Origin of the sequence: Streptomyces sp. NPDC127097, from assembly GCF_042724075.1 — a bacterium.
Classification (GTDB): Bacteria; Actinomycetota; Actinomycetes; order Streptomycetales; family Streptomycetaceae; genus Streptomyces.
The window spans coordinates 16,513-33,295 of the sequence record NZ_JBHXFI010000005.1 but is presented as its reverse complement, the minus strand read 5'-3'; the positions used below and the strand labels follow the sequence as shown (position 1 = coordinate 33,295).

The window sequence follows — 16,783 nt, the reverse complement described above, 5'->3', positions numbered from 1 at the left end:
CGTACCGTCGTCATATGGCGGAGAAACAAGGCGGCAACGGCCCCGGGAAGCTGCCGCGGTCGCTGTACGAGCGGGAGCTGTACCGGCTCCAGACGGAGCTGGTCAAGCTCCAGGAGTGGGTGCGGACCGAGGGCGCCCGGCTGGTGGTGGTCTTCGAGGGGCGCGACGCGGCCGGCAAGGGAAGCACGATCAAGCGGGTCACCGAGTACCTCAACCCCCGGGTGGCGCGGATCGTGGCACTGCCCCGGCCCACCGAGCGCGAGCGCACCCAGTGGTACTTCCAGCGCTATACGGAGCATCTCCCCGCGGCGGGCGAGATGGTGCTGTTCGACCGCAGTTGGTACAACCGGGCCGGTGTCGAGCGGGTCATGGGATTCTGCACGCCGGCCGAGCACCAGCGGTTTCTGCGGCAGTGCCCGGTCTTCGAGCGGATGCTGGTGGAGGACGGGATCCTGCTGCGCAAATACTGGTTCTCGGTGAGTGACGAGGTGCAGGAGCAGCGGTTCCGGCGCCGGCTGAAGGACCCGACGCGGCGCTGGAAGCTCTCCCCCATGGATCTTGAGTCGCTGACCCGCTGGGAGGAGTACTCGCGGGCGAAGGACGACATGTTCGTCCACACGGACATCGCGGAGGCACCGTGGTTCGTCGTCGAGAGCGATGACAAACGCCGGGCCCGGCTGAACATGATCGCCCATCTGCTGTCCACGGTCCCTTATCACGACATCGCCCCGCCGTCGCTGGAACTCCCGCCGCGGCCGTCGGCCACCGGCTATCAGCGGCCGCCCCGGGACCTTCAGACCTACGTTCCCGATCACGCGGCCGGGCTGGAACAGTGACGGCGGGGCCGCGGTCCCGCTTCAGACCTGCTGCGGCACCACGGCCACGGGGCAGGTGGCGTGGCAGAGCGCGGTGTGCGCCACCCGCCCGAGCTGGAGGCCGAAGTGGCCCTGACGGTGCTGTGCTCCGGTCACCAGCAGATCCGCGGCGGCCGTACGGTGCACCAGGACCTTGTGGGCCGGCCCCTCGACCGTGACCCGCCGCACCCGCACCGCCGGATACGCCCCGGTCACCCCGTCCAGCGCCTCGTCCAGCAGCGCCGATGCCTGCTTCTCGTGGTAGCGCCGGGCGTCCGCGGCGAGCAGCGGGGCCTCGGTCGCGTCGCGTACCGGGAGGGGCCAGGCGCATACCGCCTCCAGCGTGCACTGGCGGGCCGCCGCCTCGTGGAAGGCGAAGCGGACGGCCGCCGTTTCCCCGGCCGGGTCGGCGACGCCGACCAGGATGCGGCCGTGCGTACCCGACAGTCCGGCCACGTCACCCCGCACCACGATGACCGGGCAGCGGGCGCGGGCCGACACCGCCAGGCTGACCGAGCCCATCAGCAGACCGGCGATCTCGCCACGCCCCCGGGACCCCAGGATCAGCGCCGTCGCATGCAGCCCCTCGTTCAGCAGGGCGGTGACCGCGTCGGTGGCGAGCACCTCCCCCGAGACCTGGACGTCCGGCTGCCGGCGGCCGGCGACGTCCACGGCGGAGGCGACGACGGACTCGGCGAGTACCTGCTCGCTGGGCCGTTCCCCGCCGTCCGGCGGTACCGCGCCCTCGAAACGCTCCCATCGGGAGGCGTAGACGACCCGCAGCGGAAGGCCGTGGCGTGCCGCTTCGTCCGCTGCCCAGTCGAGCGCCCGGAAGGCGGAATCCGATCCATCGGTCCCCACGACCAGCGGATGCTCCATCGCCCCCACGTCCTTCCTCGCATCGGCGCGGACATGTCCCTACTGCCACCGTCGCACCGGGTCCGGGGTGCGTGCAGGTCCGGACGGACAACGGGCGGCGGGCCACCCGGCCCTCCTTGTCCCGGCGGGCCCGCGCCGCCGGGACAAGCCCCGCAGGGACACCGCGGCTACCGTGGAGGTACGGCCCCGCCCGCGTGAGGGGCCATCCAGCGGAGGCCATGGTGGGCGACCACGGAAGCGGCCGGCGTGATACCGACCGGCGTCGGCTCGATGCGCTGCCGGACGAGCTCCAGCAGCGTCTCGGCGCCCTGCGGCAGGGGCCCGGCGAACCGGTGAATCTGCTGCTGGAAGCCGTGCTGTCGGTGGGCCGGGAGCTGGATCTGCCCCAGGTGCTGCGCCGCATCGTGGAAGCGGCGGTGGTGGTCGTGGACGCCGAGTACGGGGCACTGGGCGTGGTCTCGGAGGGCACCCGGCTCACCCAGTTCCTGCCGGTCGGGGTCACTGACGCGGAACAGCAGGCGATCGGCCGGCTGCCCGAGGGACACGGCATCCTGGGCGAGCTGATCCGTCACCCCCGGCCGCTGCGGCTCCCGGAGCTGTCCGAGCACCCGTCGTCGTACGGCTTTCCGCCGCACCACCCGCCCATGCACTCCTTCCTCGGGGTGCCCATCCGGGTCGGCGACGAGGTGTTCGGGAACCTCTACCTCACCGAGAAGCGGGGCGGCGGCGGGTTCGACGCCGAGGACGAGACCGTGCTCTCGACGCTCGCGGTGGCGGCGGGGGTCGCCATCGAGAACGCGCGGCTGTACGAGGAGGCCCGCTACCGGCAGCGGTGGCAGCAGGCCAACGGGGAGATCGTCGCCAGGCTGCTGCTGCCGGGGACGGACGAGATGGCGGCCCTGGGACTGATCGTGGACAAGGCGCGGGAGATTCTCACCGCGGATCTCGGGGTGATCGCGTTCCCCGAACAGGACGGCAGGGCGCTGCATGTCGCCCTGGCCTCCGGCGTCGACGCCGAGGCGCACCGCGGACTGGTCCTCCCCCGCCACGGGTCGTTCATGGGGGCAGCGCTCGACGTACAGGAGCCGCTGATCAGCACCCAGGTCGAACAGGATCCGCGGATCACCGCGGGGCCGCCGCGGTGGACGGGGCTGGGGCCCGCGGTCGCCGTGCCGATGATCACCGGCGGCCGGCCGCGTGGCGTCCTGCTGGTGGCGCGGGTGCGGGAGCGGCCCCCGTTCACCGATCTGGAGACCGGCCCGCTGCTGACCTTCGCGGGACAGGCGGCCCTCGCCATGGAACTCGCCGACCAGCGCCGGTCCGCCGAGCAGCTCACCCTCCTTCAGGACCGCGACCGGATCGCCCGTGATCTGCACGATCTGGCGATCCAGCGGCTTTTCGCGACGGGGATGACGCTCCAGAGCGCGGTGCGTTTCGTGGACCATCCGGAGGCGAGCGAGCGGCTGCTGCGCGCGGTGGACGATCTGGACGAGACGATCAAGATCATCAGGTCCACCATCTTCGGGCTGCGCGCCCATACGCCGGGCCGGACCGGCCACGGGCTGCGGGCCCGCACCGTCACGGTGGTCGAACAGGCCGCCCGTGCCCTGGGGTTCACCCCGTCGCTCCGGATGCAGGGCCTGATCGACACCGATGTGCCGGCCGAGCTCGCGGAACACGTGGTGGCGGTGCTGGGCGAGGCGCTGAGCAATGCGGCGCGGCATGCGCACGCCACCACGGTCGAGGTCTCGCTGGCCGTCGGCGGCGGGGCGCTGAGCCTGAGCGTCACGGACAACGGGGTCGGCCTGCCGCGCGAGGGCCGGCGGAGCGGGCTGAGCAATCTCGCCAAGCGGGCGGAGAGCGTGGGCGGCGAGATGACGCTGGCGACGCCGGCGCAGGGTGGCACCCTCCTGCTGTGGCAGGCGCCGCTGCCGTCGGCTTGAGCCGCTGCCGGGGTCAGATCCGGTACGTCCCGGAGTCCCCGGCGCCGGGCGGCGGTCCCTGGGCGGCGAGGACGGCCGCCTGGATGCGGCGTTCCACCCCGAGTTTGGCCAGCAGCCGCGAGATGTGGTTCTTGACCGTCTTCTCGGAGAGGTAGAGCCGCTGCGCGATCTGACGGTTCGTCAATCCCGCGCCGATCAGCCCGAGGATCTCCCGCTCCCGCGGTGACAGGCCGGACAGCGCGTCCGCCGCGGGCGGCTCGCCGGTGTCCACGCCGCGCAGGCTGTGCATCAGTCGCGCGGTGGTCGCCGGGTCCAGCATCGAGCGGCCGGCGGCGACCGTACGGACGGCGGCGACCAGGTCGGATCCCTTGATCTCCTTCAGGACATAACCCGCCGCGCCCGCCATGATCGCGTCCAGCAGCGCCTCGTCGTCGTCGAACGAGGTGAGCATCAGACAGCCGAGGCCGGGCAGCCGCGACCGCAACTCCCGGCAGACGCTGATCCCGTCGCCGTCCGGCAGCCGCACATCGAGCACGGCGACATCCGGGCCGAGCGCCGGACCGCGGGCCAGCGCACGCTCGGCGGTGCCGGCGTCCCCGACCACCTCGATATCGGGTTCCGCGTCGAGCAGGTCCCGCACACCACGGCGCACCACTTCATGGTCGTCGAGCAGGAACACCCGGATCGGCCGCTGCGGTGAGAACTCGCGTATGTCGCCCATGGCGTCCTCCACGCTCTCGGTCGTCCGGTGCGGGCGGTGCTCTCATCGTCGTCCTGCCGCGGTGCGCACACCAGGGCCGAACGGGGCCGCCGCCCCCGCCGGGCCGACCCCGACCGGCCCCCCGCGAGGGCCGTTCGGCCCCTCCTGCCGCTTCGGGCCGCGTGCGACGGTCGGGTCCACAGGCGCAGGGGGTGCGTGATGGCTCGCAACGAGTTCCTCCGGCCGTGGCGGCGCAGCCCGCTCCGGCGGCGTTCGGATGTGGCGGAGGGCTGGCTGGTGCTGGTGACCGCCGTGCTGATCGCCCTGGGCGCGCCGGCCGCCGGGCTGGCCGCCGCGAATGCGGTGGACTCCGGCACCGGCCTGGAACGGCAGGGCCGGCAGACCGTATCGGCCGTACTGACCGAGAACCCGCCGCCCCGGATCGGGGTGGAGGTCTCCGGTGGCGTCGGCTCACGGGTGCACGCGACGGTGCGCTGGACGGCCGCCGACGGCACCGCGCGCACGGGCACCACCACGGTGTCACCGGACCTGCGCGCCGGTGACCGCACCACCGCCTGGCTCGACCGCCACGGGGCGCTGATACGCGACCCGGTCACCCCCAGACAGGCGACGGGCGAGAGCATCGCCGTCGGTACCGTGGCCGGCACCTCGGCCGGGCTGCTGCTCCTCGGCGCCCAGCGCTCCGGCCGCGCCCTGCTGAACCGCCACCGCTACGCCCAGTGGGAGCGGGAGTGGGCGGCGGCGGACCCCCACCGGGGACAGCGGGCGACGTGACACGGCGGGCCGGCGCCGGGCGGCGGTCCGTGCGGCGCGCCCAGGGACCGCAGCCGTGGTGCCATGGAAGGGACACCGACGAACGGAATCGTCACCATGACCGGCGCGCCGTCCCTGGCGGCCTGCCTGCACTCCGTGCGGGCCGTCATCTTCGACACCGACGGGGTCATCACCGACTCCGCCGCGGTACACGCCGCGGCCTGGAAGGGCGCCTTCGACGCCTGCCTCGCGGCCGTGGGCGGGCAGCGTCCCTTCGACCCGGTGGACGACTATCTGCGCCATGTCGACGGCCGGTCCCGGCAGGACGGCGCGGCCGCCTTCCTGCGCTCCCGGGGCCTTGACCTGCCGCCCGGCGCCCCGGACGACGCGCCGGGCACGGGCACCGTCGGCGCCGTCGCGGCCCGCAAGGAAGAGCTGTTCAGCGAACGTCTGCGGAACCACCCCGTCGCCCCCTTCCCCGGCACCGTGCGCCTGCTGGAGGAGCTGCGGCGCCAGGGGGTGCCGTGTGCCGCCGTCTCTGCCTCGCGCCATGCCACCGAGCTGCTGTCCGCGGCCGGGGTGCGCCCACTCTTCGAGGCGGTGGTGGACGGCAACGAGGCGAACCGGCTGCACCTGCCGGGGAAACCGGACCCGGCGCTCTTCGTGGAAGCGGCCCGGCTGCTGGGGGTACCGCCCGAGGACACCGCCGTGGTGGAGGACGCACTGGCCGGGGTTGAGGCCGGCCGACGCGGCGGATTCGGCCTGGTGGTGGGCGTGGACCGGACGGCCGGCCCGTACAGCGCCACCGCGTTGCGCCGCCGCGGCGCCGATGTGGTCGTGGCCGACCCGGGCGAGCTGCTGACGTCGGGAGCGGGCGGATGACCCACGCCTGGACCTGGTCGTACGAGGGGTACGACCCGGACACCGAACGGCTGCGGGAAACCCTGTGCACCCTCGGCAACGGCTACTTCGCCACCCGCGGCGCGGCGTCCGAGACGCTCTCCGGGCCCGTGCACTACCCGGGCACCTATGCCGCCGGCTGCTACAACCGGCTCCTCTCCACCGTGGCGGGCCGCTCCGTCGAGAACGAGGACATGGTCAACCTGCCCAACTGGCTGCCGCTGCGCTACCGGATCTGCCCCGCCGACGCGGCCCCCGGCCCCTGGCTCTCCCCCGACCACCCGTATCTGACGGAGCACCGGCAGACGCTGGAGCTGCGGCACGGCACCCTGACCCGCTGGTCGGTCTACGAGGACGAGGCGGGACGGCGGCTGACCGTGGAGCAGTGCCGTCTGGTGCACATGGGCGAGCCTCATCTGGCCGCGCTGCGCACCTGTTTCGCGTCCGACGGGTGGACGGGCGCGGTGGAGGTGGAGGCCGGGATCGACGGTGCGGTCCGCAATGCCGGCGTGGCGCGCTACCGCGGTCTGGCGGACCAGCATCTGACGGGCTGGGAGACCGGCGCCGAGCAGCCGGACACGGTGTGGCTGAGCTGCCGCACCCTCGACTCGGACATCCGTATCGCGCTGGCCGCCCGGACCCGGGTCCCGGGCGGCCACAACGGGGTAGCCCGGCCGCAGCTGAGCGCACTGCGGGCGTTCCACACCCTGATACTGCCGGTTGAGCCCGGCTCCCCCGCGGTCGTCGACAAGACGGTGGCGCTCTACACCTCCCGCGACCCGGCGATCGAGAGCCCGCGCCACACGGCCGTGGACGCGGTGGCCCTCGCCCCGCACTTCCGGCAGCTGCGCGCCGCCCACCGCCGCGCCTGGGAGAACCTGTGGCGGCAGGCCAAGCTGGAGGTCCCCGGGGAGTCGGGCCGGATCCTGCGGCTGCACCTCTTCCATGTGCTCCAGACCCTCTCGCCGCACACCGCCGAGCTGGACGTCGGGGTGCCGGCCCGGGGCCTGCACGGCGAGGCGTACCGCGGGCACGTCTTCTGGGACGAGCTGTTCGTCCTGCCGTTCCTGAACCTGCATCTCCCGCAGGTCTCCCGGGCGCTGCTCGACTACCGCTACCGGCGGCTGCCCGCGGCCTGCCACGCGGCGCGGGAGGCCGGCCGCACCGGGGCGATGTACCCGTGGCAGAGCGCGGGCGACGGCCGCGAGGAGACCCAGCAGCTCCATCTCAATCCGCGCTCGGGGCACTGGCTGCCCGACCACTCCCGGCTCCAGCACCACGTCGGGTCGGCGATCGCCTACAACGTGTGGCAGTACGGACAGGCCAGCGGCGACACCGAGTTCCTGCACACCAGAGGTGCGGAGATGCTGCTGGAGATCGCCCGCTTCTGGGCCGCGGCCGCGGACTGGGACGCTTCCCTCGGCCGCTATCGCATCCGCGGGGTGGTCGGTCCCGACGAGTACCACGACGGCTATCCCGACGCCGCCGAACCGGGGGTGGACGACAACGCCTACACCAATGTCACGGCCGCCTGGGTGCTGATGCGCGCGCTCGACCTGTGCCGCACGCTGCCCGAGCCCCATCAGCGGCAGCTCTTCGAACAGCTTCAGCTCGCCCCGGAGGAACCCGAGCGCTGGGAGGACATCGCGCACCGGCTCCATGTGCCCTACCACCGCGGGGTGATCAGCCAGTTCGCCGGGTACGGGGAGCTCGCCGAGCTCGACTGGCACGGATACCGGCAGCGCTACGGCGACATCCGCCGGCTGGACCGGATCCTGGAGGCGGAGGGCGACACGGTCAACCGCTACCAGGCGTCCAAACAGGCCGACGTCCTGATGCTGGGCTATCTCTTCGCCCCGTCGGAGCTCGCCTCGGTGTTCCGCCGGCTCGGCTACCCCCTCGACGAGGACACCTGGCACGCCACCGTCGACTACTACCTGCACCGCACCAGCCACGGTTCGACGCTCAGCGCCCTGGTCCATGCCTGGGTGCTGGCCCGGGTGCACCGTCCCGACGCCTGGACGTACTGCGAGGAGGCCCTGACCGGGGACGTGGCGGACGTCCAGGGCGGCACCACGGCGGAGGGCATCCACCTGGGCGCGATGGCCGGCACCCTGGACTTCGTCCAGCGCGGGATGACCGGGCTGGAAACCCGTGACCAGGCACTCTGGCTCGATCCGGCACCGCTGCGCGAGCTCTCCAAGTTCGGGGTGCGCTTCCGCTACCGGCGGCACTGGGACATCGATCTGCGCATCCGTGCCGAGCAGGTACGGATCTCGGTACCGGCCTCCGAGAACGCCGCGGTGCGGGTGAACCTGCGCGACCGCTCGTTCTCCCTCGCGCCCGGTACGTCCCGGCGGCTGGACCTGCCCGAGGACTGAGGGGCCGAAGGGCCCTATCGGTCGTGGCCCGCCCGGCCCTCCTGCCCGGAGCGCTCGCCGCCTTTGATGGTGACAGCGGCCCGGAGGCCGGAATCGTGCGGACAGGTGAGGACCATGCGGCAGTCGACGACACCTAGGCGCGAGCCCCCTGTGGGCGCGCCGATCGTCGTCACACTCTTCGGAGAGCTCGACTACCCCAGCGCGGCGCGCACCAACAGGCGCCTCGACCCGGTGACGGCCGGGGACCGTCCGCACATGGTCCTGGATCTGAGCCGGGTGGACTTCCTCGACTGCGGCGGTATCGGGGTGCTGTGCCGCGCCCGCCGCCGTGCCCGTGCACACGGCGGCCGGCTCTCGCTGGTAATCACCGACCCCCGCTTCCTGCGCACGCTGGACGCCGTCGGTCTCACCGGCAGCTTCGACATCCTCGGCGCCCCTCCGGACACGGCCCGCCCTGCCGACGACGGGCCGTGCACCGGAGGTGGCGGGTCCGTCACCTCCGCAGCGGCCCCTCACAGCTGAAGTCCGCGGTGCCGGCCTTGCCCGAGGACCAGATCTCGGTGGGGCCGAAGGAGCAGTTCATATCGGCGAAGTTGTTCGCCGCGGGCTCGGCACGGTCGAGGAGGAAGTAATCGACCGTTTCTGCCATGTCCTTGAAGTTCTGGTCGGGGCTGCCGGAGTTGCTGAGGTTGGCGGTGATCCGGCCGGTGCAGAGGAACCGGCCGTAGGCCGGGTCGCCGCCGTCCTTGCAGGTGGGCCGGCTGGCGGTGGCGGCGGTGAAGGCGCTCTGGACGTCGGCGGGGCGGGACAGTTTCAGGGAGCCGTTGGGGACGAAGGCCGTCCTGGGCACGTAGAGGTCGTCGACGATGGCGATCTGGGCGTCGAGGAAGGCGTCGTACTGCTGCTGGAGCCCCTGGTCGGACCCCATGCGGTTGCGCCAGGAATCGAACCCGGCCGGGTCGTCGGCGCGCAGGTGGCGGTACATCTCCTGGAGCTTCGCCGGGTAGTCGCGCCACAGGAACTCGAAGAACGTCCCGGCGTAGTTGTAGAAGCGGAAGCCGTCACCGTCGTAGGTCGCGTGCAGCAGCTGGTTGACGCTCATGCGCGGTCCGCCGCCCGCGGTGTCCGCGATGATGCCCTTGACGAGGGACCGGCGTACGGCGATCCCGTCGTCCCGGGTCGAGCCGTCGAAGAACTCGGCGCTGCCCTCGTCCATGGCGGTGGTGCGGTCGCCCTGGTACCAGGGGCCTTCACCGAAGAAGCCGGGGACGGCGAAACGGCCGTTGAGGTAGTGGACGTACTCGTGCCGGAAGAGCTCTTCGAGGGTGAGGGTGGAGTCCTGGGGGACGCGGCGCTGGTAGGTGTAGAAGGTGGCGCCGCGCTCGATGTAGACGCCGCCGTTGTTGGTGCCCATGCCGGTGAGCAGCGGGTGGTAGACCTCGTAGTCGGCGCGCGAGGCGTACAGCACGATGTTCAGGGTGGTGTTGGGGTCGCCGGCGAGCGGTTCCGTGGTGCCGACCACCCGGTGGAACTGTGCCCTGACCTGCTTGGACGCATAGTAGAGCTGGTCGACGGTGGCGCGGTCGAGGGCGGTGCGGACCTTGATGGCGCCGTTGTCGTAGGAGTAGGTGCGCGGGAAGATCCGCTTTTCGATGTCCGCCTTGCACACCCCGTACGGGGCACATGCCTCGAAGTAGTTGAGCCAGCCGGCGACCTTGGCCCAGGGCTCGCTGCCCTCCCCGTAGTTCCGCACGGTGGTGGGGAGCAGCGTGCCGAGGTCGGTGATGATGCCCGGCTTGAGCGAGGCGATCTCACCGAAGCGGCCGTACTCACTCAGGGCGTCGCGGACGACCCAGGCGTTGGGTGTGCCCTTGAGGTGGGTGTACCCGACGAAGCCCTTGAAGACGGCGCGATAGCCGGGGTCGTTGGTGACCGCGGCCTGGAAGGCGGTGTCCTTGTTGCCGGGGTAGACGCCCAGGTAGTTGACGGAGAGCGCGGCGAGGGCGGCGTTCCCCCATGACGGGTCCTTGTGGGTGGCGGTGTGCGAGGGGTCCATGGTCGCCAGGACCTTGCGGATCAGGCCGAGTTGATGCTGTCGCAGCCCGGGGGCGCTGGCGGCGTTCAGGGCCTCGCGCAGGGTGTCGGCGTTGGTGCGGGTGACGTCGAAGGTACGGGCCGCGGCGGCGAAGGCGTCGACCGCGCGGCGGATGGCGTCGACGGTGGGGCCGTCGGTGGTGTCGATCTCGTCGTGCGAGAAGTCCTGGTAGGCGACCGCGTGCAGGTAGGTGAACATCTCGTACAGATGGCTGGAGTTCTTGCCGTCGTGGGCGGCGGCCAGTCCGGTGATGCGACGGGCCACGGCCTGGACATGGGCGTCGGACATGACGGGCACGAGCCGGGCGTCCCAGGTCCACACGAGCTTGCGCAGACAGTCGTCGGCGGTGACGGCCGGGTCGGCGAGGAAGTCCGCGAACTGTTCGGGACTCAGCCTCGTGATGCCGTCGAGGGTGCAGGGGGCGACGACGGATCTGGAGCCGCGCGGCAGGGCGGCGGCGGGTCTGGTCTGCGGGCCCGGTATCCGGCCCCGCTCGGTGAGGGAGCGGGGTGCCGGCGCCGGTTCCGGGGTGAACTTCGGTGTCCTGGCGAGGCGCTGGACCTGGTCGAAGGGGTTGGGGGTGGGTGCGGCAGCTCGCCGGCCGAGCTGCTGTGCGGGGGTGGCCGACGCGTGCGGCGCGGCCTGGGCCGACTGGACGACCGGCAGGGCGAGGGCCGTGACGAGTGTCGCGGCCAGCAGGATCCTGCGCGGTGTGGGCGAATGCGGATGTGACACCTGAACCTCCGAGAGGGGGTGGGGGGTTGGGTGTGGGGGGTGGGGGGTGTGGGCCTTCACTCCACGAGGTGTGACCTATAACATAGTAATGTGAAATTGCACTGACAAGGCTTCAGAACCCATCTTTCCCGGAGGCGTCGACATGACCTCGCGCACCACCCAACTCCACACCGGAAGCCATGACTTGCCGGTCTCGGACGCCCTCGCCGACTTCATGACCGGCCAGTGGGCCGCCACCCCGCTCCCCGCCGGCTCCCGCGTCCCCGGATTCGCGCTCTTCGCCGACCGGCGGTCCCGGCTCACCGCCCGCTTCCCCGGCGAGCGACTGCTGGTCCCCGCAGGCGAGTTGACGGTACGTTCCCACGACTGCGATCACCGCTTCCGGCCGCACAGCGCCTACGCCTGGCTGACCGGACTGACGGGCGAGGACCAGCCGGGCCATGTGCTGGTCCTGGAGCCGGACGGCGAGGCGGTGCTGTACATACGGCCGCGCTCACCGCGGGACGGCAGCGGGGAGTTCTACCGGGACCGCAAGTACGGAGAGTTCTGGGTGGGCCGCCGCCCCGACCTCACCGAGGCCGCGCACCTCACCGGCATCCGCTGCGCTCACCTGGACGACCTGGTGCACCACACGGCCGACCGGGTGGCCTCCCGCGATCCCGAACTCGCCTGTGCGCTCAGCGAATTGCGGCTGGTGAAGGACGCCTGGGAAATCGGACAGCTCCAGCAGGCCGTCGATCACACCGTCACCGGTTTCGAGGATGTCGTGCGGTCCCTCCCCACCGCGCTGCGCCACCCCCGTGGGGAGCGCTGGATCGAGGGGGTCTTCCAGCTGCGCGCCCGCGCCGAGGGCAACGGCACCGGCTACGAGACCATCGCCGCCGCCGGCGCCCACGCCTGTGTGCTCCACTGGATCCGCAACGACGGTCCGCTCGACCCGGACCAGTTGCTGCTGCTCGACGCGGGCGTGGAGACCGACTCGCTCTACACCGCGGACCTCACCCGAACCCTGCCGCTGTCCGGGCGCTTCTCCCCGGTGCAGCGCCGGGTGTACGAGCTGGTGCTCGCCGCGCAGGACGCGGGCATCGCGGCCCTCAAACCGGGGGCGAGCTTCCGCGACTTCCACCGGGCCTGTGTGACCGTCCTGGCCGAGGGCCTGGCCGACTGGGGTGTGCTGCCCGTCCCGGCGGCGCAGGCACTCGCCCCCGACAGCGGTCTGTACCGGCGTTACACGCTGTGCAGTTCGGGACATATGCTCGGCCTCGACGTACACGACTGCGGCCGGGCCCGCGCGGAACAGTATCTGGACGGCGTACTGACGGAGGGACAGGTCCTCACGGTCGAACCGGGGCTCTATCTCCAGCCGGACGACGAGACCCTGCCCCGCGAACTGCGCGGGATCGGTATCCGTATCGAGGACGATCTGGTGATCACGGCGGACGGGGCACGGCTGATGTCCTCGGCGCTGCCGCGCACCGCCGACGGTGTGGAGGAGTGGATGGCCGGCCTCCTCTCCTGAAGAGCTTGGGCCGGCGGCCCCTCAGGCCCGGCGCACGCCCGGCAGGTGCGGCCGCGGCACCACCGGCTCGTCCCCGTCGCCGGCCCACAGCGAGCGGACATGACCGAGGTGGCGGGCCATACAGGACTCGGCCGCCTCGGCATCGCCCGTCAGCATCACATCGAGCAGCTCCGCGTGCTCCTCGGCGGAGGGCAGCAGTTGATCGCGCTCGTCGAGCCGGGTCAGGCCGTAGAGACGGGAGCGTTTGCGCAGATCGCCGACGGTCTCCACGAGACGGTCATTGCCGCCGAGGCCGAGCAGTGCGAGATGGAAGCGGCGGTCGGCCTCCAGATAGCCGATGAGGTCGTGCGCACGGGCCGCCGCGACGATCTCCAGCGCGGCCGGGCGGAGGGCTTCCAGCTGTGCGCGGCCGGCGGTGCGGGTGACCAGGCCGACGACCGGCACCTCGATCAGGGCCCGGATCTCGGTGTACTGATCGAGGTCGCGCTCGCTCACCTCGGTGATCCGGAAGCCCTTGTTGCGGACCGGTTCGACCAGCCCCTCCCGGGCGAGGTCGAGCATCGCCTCCCGCACCGGGGTGGCGGAGACCCCGAAGTCCGCGGCGAGCCCCGGGGCCGAGTAGACCGATCCCGGGCGGAGTTCGCCCGCGACAAGGGCCGCACGCAGCTGATGGGCGACCTGATCGCGGAGCCGCTCCTGAGCGGTGATCAGGCTGCGATGCTTGAGTTCACCCATCGTGCTCCTCCGAGTTGCCGCGAACTGCCAGCGTACAATGTCACGTTGCGACAATTGCCCTGATGGCGGCCATCCACCCCGTCTCCGTCACGCGCCTGACGGGCCCGGCGGCAGCGCACTGTCCGCAGCCGGTCATGAGGGCTCCCCTTTCCCCGTTCCAGGAGCGGCAGTTGACCCCCTATTCCCTCGCGTTCTACCTGAACGTGGTCACCACCGGAACGCTGCTCGGCGCCCCGCCGACGGCCTCCCCCGACGAGGTCACCCAGGTCCTGGGCACGGAGTACGCCGAGAACCCCCCGACCGATTCCGACGATCCCTACATGTGGCGCGACTACGGTCTGGCGGAGTTCTCCTGGCAGCGCGCCTCCGCCGACGCCCCATGGATCGGCCACCACTTCACCCTCCAGGTGCACCGGCTCGCGCGGGGCGGAAAGGTCGTCGGCGAAACGCTCCGCTCCCGGTACGGGCGGTTCGACCGCCGGCTGCGCTTCGAGAAACTCCGCAGGCTTCTGGAGAACCGCGGCACCCCCCTCGTGGAGGTTCCGGATTTCCCCTCGCAGGCGCCGTACTACCGCGTCTACTGGCAGCCCACCTCGCAGGTGTCCGTCAGGGTCATCCGGGCCCATGGAAAGTACGCCACACCGGACGATCTGCGGATCGGTGATGTCTACCGCATCCTCGCCCCGATGACGCCCGAAGAAGTGGAGTGGCGCAGGTCGCGCCCGTGGTGACACCGCGCCATCAGGGCAGTCGTGGCGCGGGCGCAGACACTCCATGCGGGTCCCGGGTCCTCTAGCGTGGAGGGATGGAGGACACCGAGGCGGAGGGTTCACCGCCGGGCACGGACGAGAGCGGCTTCCCCGCCCATCACGCGGGGCGCTGCGGTGGGCTCGCGGAGCTGGACGCGGAGCTGGTCCGCTGCCGGGCCTGCCCCCGGCTGGTGGCCTGGCGCGAGGAGACCGCCGCACAGCCGCGCGCGGCGTTCCGGGGCCAGGAGTACTGGGCCCGCCCCGTCCCGGGGTTCGGGCCGGCGGACGCGGCGCTGGCCATCGTCGGCCTGGCGCCGGCCGCCCACGGCGGCAATCGCACCGGCCGGATGTTCACCGGGGACGCCTCCGGCGACTTCCTGTTCGCCGCACTGCACGCGGTCGGCCTCGCCTCCCGGCCCACCGCGACGGACCGGGACGACGGACTGGAGCTGTACGGGGTACGGGTCACCGCACCGGTGCACTGCGCGCCGCCGGCGAACCGGCCGACGCCCGCCGAGCGCCGTACCTGCCGGCCGTGGCTGTCGGCGGAACTGGAACTCCTCAGCCCTGGCCTGCGCGCGGTCGTGGCCCTGGGCGCCTTCGGCTGGCAGGCGCTGCTGCCCGTACTCGGCGAAACGGGGTGGCCGCTCCCCCGGCCCCGCCCCGCGTTCGGCCACGGGGTGCGGCTGCCCCTGCCCGCCACCGGGCAGCGGCGCGCACTCCAGGTGTTCGGGAGCTACCACCCCAGCCAGCGCAATACGTTCACCGGCCGGCTCACCTCCGCCATGCTCACCGAACTCCTCGCCCGGGCCGCCGACGCCGCCGGCCTGACCCCGCCGGCGGGCTGACTCCCGAGGCCGCACCAGGCGCCGCCCAGCAGGACGCGACCCACGACTCCGCCGCCGTGCGGCCCCGGACACCGACTTCTATCCTGGAGCGGAACGGCTGCGCGGACCGGCGCGTGGTGCGCCCGGAGGGGCGCGGGGAACCGCGCGACCAGCCACGACGCAGCCGTTCGAAGCAGATGCAGACGCAGAGGCATCACCGCTCGGCACTTTCCGCGGAACGCAGAGGAGTGCGCGTGGCGAACAAGGTCGAGGAGGCCGTTTCGGACGGCTCCTTCTCGCGCCAGGACCGGGCAGTGATCGCCGCTGCCGCGCTGTCCATGCTCATCGTGCAGATGGACTGGTTCGCGCTCGATCTGATGCTGCCGGTCATCGCCCGCGACTTCGGGACCTCCTCGACCGACCTCCAGTGGCTGGTCAGCGGATACATGCTGGCCATCGGCGCGTTGATGATCGTCGGCGGCCGGACCGCCGATGTGCACGGGCGACGGCGGGTCATCGTGATCGGCCTGCTCGTGTTCGCCGTCATGTCGGTGGTGTGCAGCGCCGCACAGAACGCCCCCTGGCTCGTCGCCGCGCGCGTGGTGCAGGGGACCGGTGCGGCGCTGATCTTCCCGGTGTCCGTTGCCGTGGTGACCAGTTACTTCCGGGACGCGCGGCAGGCGCCCGCGGTCGGGACGGTGCTCGCGTTCAGTTCCATCGGCACCGCCCTCGGGCCGTTCGTAGGGGGTGTCTTCGCCGAACACGTCAGCTGGCGCGCGGTGTTCCTGCTGAACGTGCCGGTGTGCCTGACGGCCACGCTGCTGGTGCTGCGCTTCGTCCCCGAGAGCCGTGACGCGCAGGCTACCCGCCGTCTCGATCTTCCCGGCGCGGCGACCGTCGCCCTCGGTCTGGCATGTCTGATGCTCGCCGTCGACCAGGGGCCGGGCTGGGGGTGGGCCTCCGCACCCACCCTGGCCACCTTCGCGCTGGGTGTCGCCTTCCTCGTACTGTTCCTGGCGGTGGAGCGGCGGGCGCCGGAGCCGCTGATCGAGCTGTCGCTGTTCCGCAATGTGAAGTTCGATGTGATCACCCTCGCGGGCTCGCTGTCGAATGTGGTCTATTGCCTGATCGCGGTGCTCTCGGCGCTCTATCTACAGCAGGCACGGGGACTGTCGCCGTCCCAGGCCGGATTGATCTTCCTGGCCCTCTCCTGCGGCGTCGGAGCCGCGAGTTACCGCGCCGGGCACCTGGCGCTGCGCTGGCATGCCGAGACCCTGATGGCCTGCGGCATGCTCACCAGCGGTGCCGGGTTGCTGGCACTGACCTGGGTGCGGCCCCTGGGCTGGTACGCGGTGGTCTTCGTGATCTGCGGGGTGGGCATCGGGCTGGGATGGGCGCTGACGAATGTGGCGACCCAGGCGCATGTCCCCGCGGAGCGGACCGGCGCGGCGTCGGGTCTGGTGCTGACGTCGCTGGTGCTGTTCGGTGCGGTGAGCGTGACGATCGCGGCGACGGTACTGGAGGCCGTCAGCGGCTCCCCCACCACCGCGGCCGCCGACGGCCCCGCCATCGAGTCCGTCCTGCGCGGCACGTCCGCACTGGCCTTCCTCGGCGCCTTCGGCCTGCTCGCCATCCGCCGACCACGGCTGCGGGCACGAGGCGTGGCGGCGGAGGACGCCGCCTGACGCAACC

At 72.1% G+C, this 16,783-nt stretch carries 14 protein-coding genes; 10 read left to right on the top strand and 4 right to left on the bottom strand.

The window, feature by feature from the left end; genetic code table 11:
• Positions 1 to 14: 14 nt before the first annotated feature.
• Positions 15 to 836 (top strand): polyphosphate kinase 2, encoded by an 822-nt coding sequence (gene ppk2, locus ACFWJW_RS06710; RefSeq protein ID WP_387235924.1) that lies wholly within the window; start codon positions 15 to 17, stop codon positions 834 to 836.
• Positions 837 to 857: 21 nt separating this feature from the next.
• Here the strand turns inward: ppk2 and ACFWJW_RS06705 are convergent, their stop codons facing one another.
• Positions 858 to 1,733, bottom strand: a complete 876-nt coding sequence (locus tag ACFWJW_RS06705) for a universal stress protein (RefSeq protein ID WP_387235921.1) — start codon at positions 1,731 to 1,733, stop codon at positions 858 to 860.
• A 218-nt stretch (positions 1,734 to 1,951) separates the two neighbouring features.
• Here ACFWJW_RS06705 and ACFWJW_RS06700 point away from each other — a divergent pair, with 218 nt between their 5' ends.
• Positions 1,952 to 3,676, top strand: coding sequence for a GAF domain-containing sensor histidine kinase (locus ACFWJW_RS06700; protein WP_387236268.1), 1,725 nt, complete (start codon positions 1,952 to 1,954; stop codon positions 3,674 to 3,676).
• Between the two features lie 13 nt (positions 3,677 to 3,689).
• Here the strand turns inward: ACFWJW_RS06700 and ACFWJW_RS06695 are convergent, their stop codons facing one another.
• On the bottom strand, positions 3,690 to 4,397 hold the full coding sequence (locus ACFWJW_RS06695; RefSeq protein ID WP_387235918.1) for a response regulator: 708 nt from the start codon (positions 4,395 to 4,397) through the stop codon (positions 3,690 to 3,692).
• Between the two features lie 198 nt (positions 4,398 to 4,595).
• Between ACFWJW_RS06695 and ACFWJW_RS06690 the strand changes: the two genes are divergently transcribed.
• The 4 genes from ACFWJW_RS06690 to ACFWJW_RS06675 all read left to right on the top strand — a co-directional run bounded on the left by ACFWJW_RS06690 (position 4,596) and on the right by ACFWJW_RS06675 (position 8,953).
• Positions 4,596 to 5,171, top strand: a complete 576-nt coding sequence (locus ACFWJW_RS06690; RefSeq protein WP_387235915.1) for a hypothetical protein — start codon at positions 4,596 to 4,598, stop codon at positions 5,169 to 5,171.
• Positions 5,172 to 5,267: 96 nt separating this feature from the next.
• Positions 5,268 to 6,032: an HAD family hydrolase gene (locus tag ACFWJW_RS06685; protein ID WP_387235912.1), complete on the top strand. Its 765-nt coding sequence runs from the start codon at positions 5,268 to 5,270 to the stop codon at positions 6,030 to 6,032.
• Positions 6,029 to 8,431 (top strand): glycoside hydrolase family 65 protein, encoded by a 2,403-nt coding sequence (locus ACFWJW_RS06680; protein WP_387235909.1) that lies wholly within the window; start codon positions 6,029 to 6,031, stop codon positions 8,429 to 8,431. The genes ACFWJW_RS06685 and ACFWJW_RS06680 overlap by 4 nt, the downstream gene beginning before the upstream one ends.
• Before the next feature lie 114 nt (positions 8,432 to 8,545).
• Complete coding sequence (locus ACFWJW_RS06675; protein WP_387235906.1) at positions 8,546 to 8,953, top strand: STAS domain-containing protein; 408 nt, start codon at positions 8,546 to 8,548, stop codon at positions 8,951 to 8,953.
• On the opposite strand, the gene ACFWJW_RS06670 is transcribed toward ACFWJW_RS06675, so the two are convergent.
• Entirely contained in the window at positions 8,925 to 11,261 is a 2,337-nt protein-coding gene (locus ACFWJW_RS06670) for a collagenase (RefSeq protein ID WP_387235904.1), read from the bottom strand. The two genes, ACFWJW_RS06675 and ACFWJW_RS06670, sit on opposite strands and share 29 nt — an antisense overlap.
• Before the next feature lie 142 nt (positions 11,262 to 11,403).
• Here ACFWJW_RS06670 and ACFWJW_RS06665 point away from each other — a divergent pair, with 142 nt between their 5' ends.
• Positions 11,404 to 12,780, top strand: a complete 1,377-nt coding sequence (locus ACFWJW_RS06665; protein ID WP_387235901.1) for an aminopeptidase P family protein — start codon at positions 11,404 to 11,406, stop codon at positions 12,778 to 12,780.
• A 21-nt stretch (positions 12,781 to 12,801) separates the two neighbouring features.
• Here the strand turns inward: ACFWJW_RS06665 and ACFWJW_RS06660 are convergent, their stop codons facing one another.
• A complete protein-coding gene (locus ACFWJW_RS06660) occupies positions 12,802 to 13,515 on the bottom strand; it encodes a GntR family transcriptional regulator (RefSeq protein WP_387235898.1) in 714 nt (237 codons plus the stop codon).
• Between the two features lie 170 nt (positions 13,516 to 13,685).
• On the opposite strand from ACFWJW_RS06660, the gene ACFWJW_RS06655 reads away from it, so the two are divergent.
• From ACFWJW_RS06655 to ACFWJW_RS06645, 3 genes are all read left to right on the top strand, one after another.
• On the top strand, positions 13,686 to 14,246 hold the full coding sequence (locus ACFWJW_RS06655) for a hypothetical protein (protein WP_387235895.1): 561 nt from the start codon (positions 13,686 to 13,688) through the stop codon (positions 14,244 to 14,246).
• Between the two features lie 74 nt (positions 14,247 to 14,320).
• Entirely contained in the window at positions 14,321 to 15,112 is a 792-nt protein-coding gene (locus ACFWJW_RS06650) for a uracil-DNA glycosylase (protein WP_387235892.1), read from the top strand.
• 233 nt (positions 15,113 to 15,345) lie between these two features.
• Positions 15,346 to 16,776, top strand: coding sequence for an MFS transporter (locus ACFWJW_RS06645; protein ID WP_387235890.1), 1,431 nt, complete (start codon positions 15,346 to 15,348; stop codon positions 16,774 to 16,776).
• Positions 16,777 to 16,783: the final 7 nt, after the last annotated feature.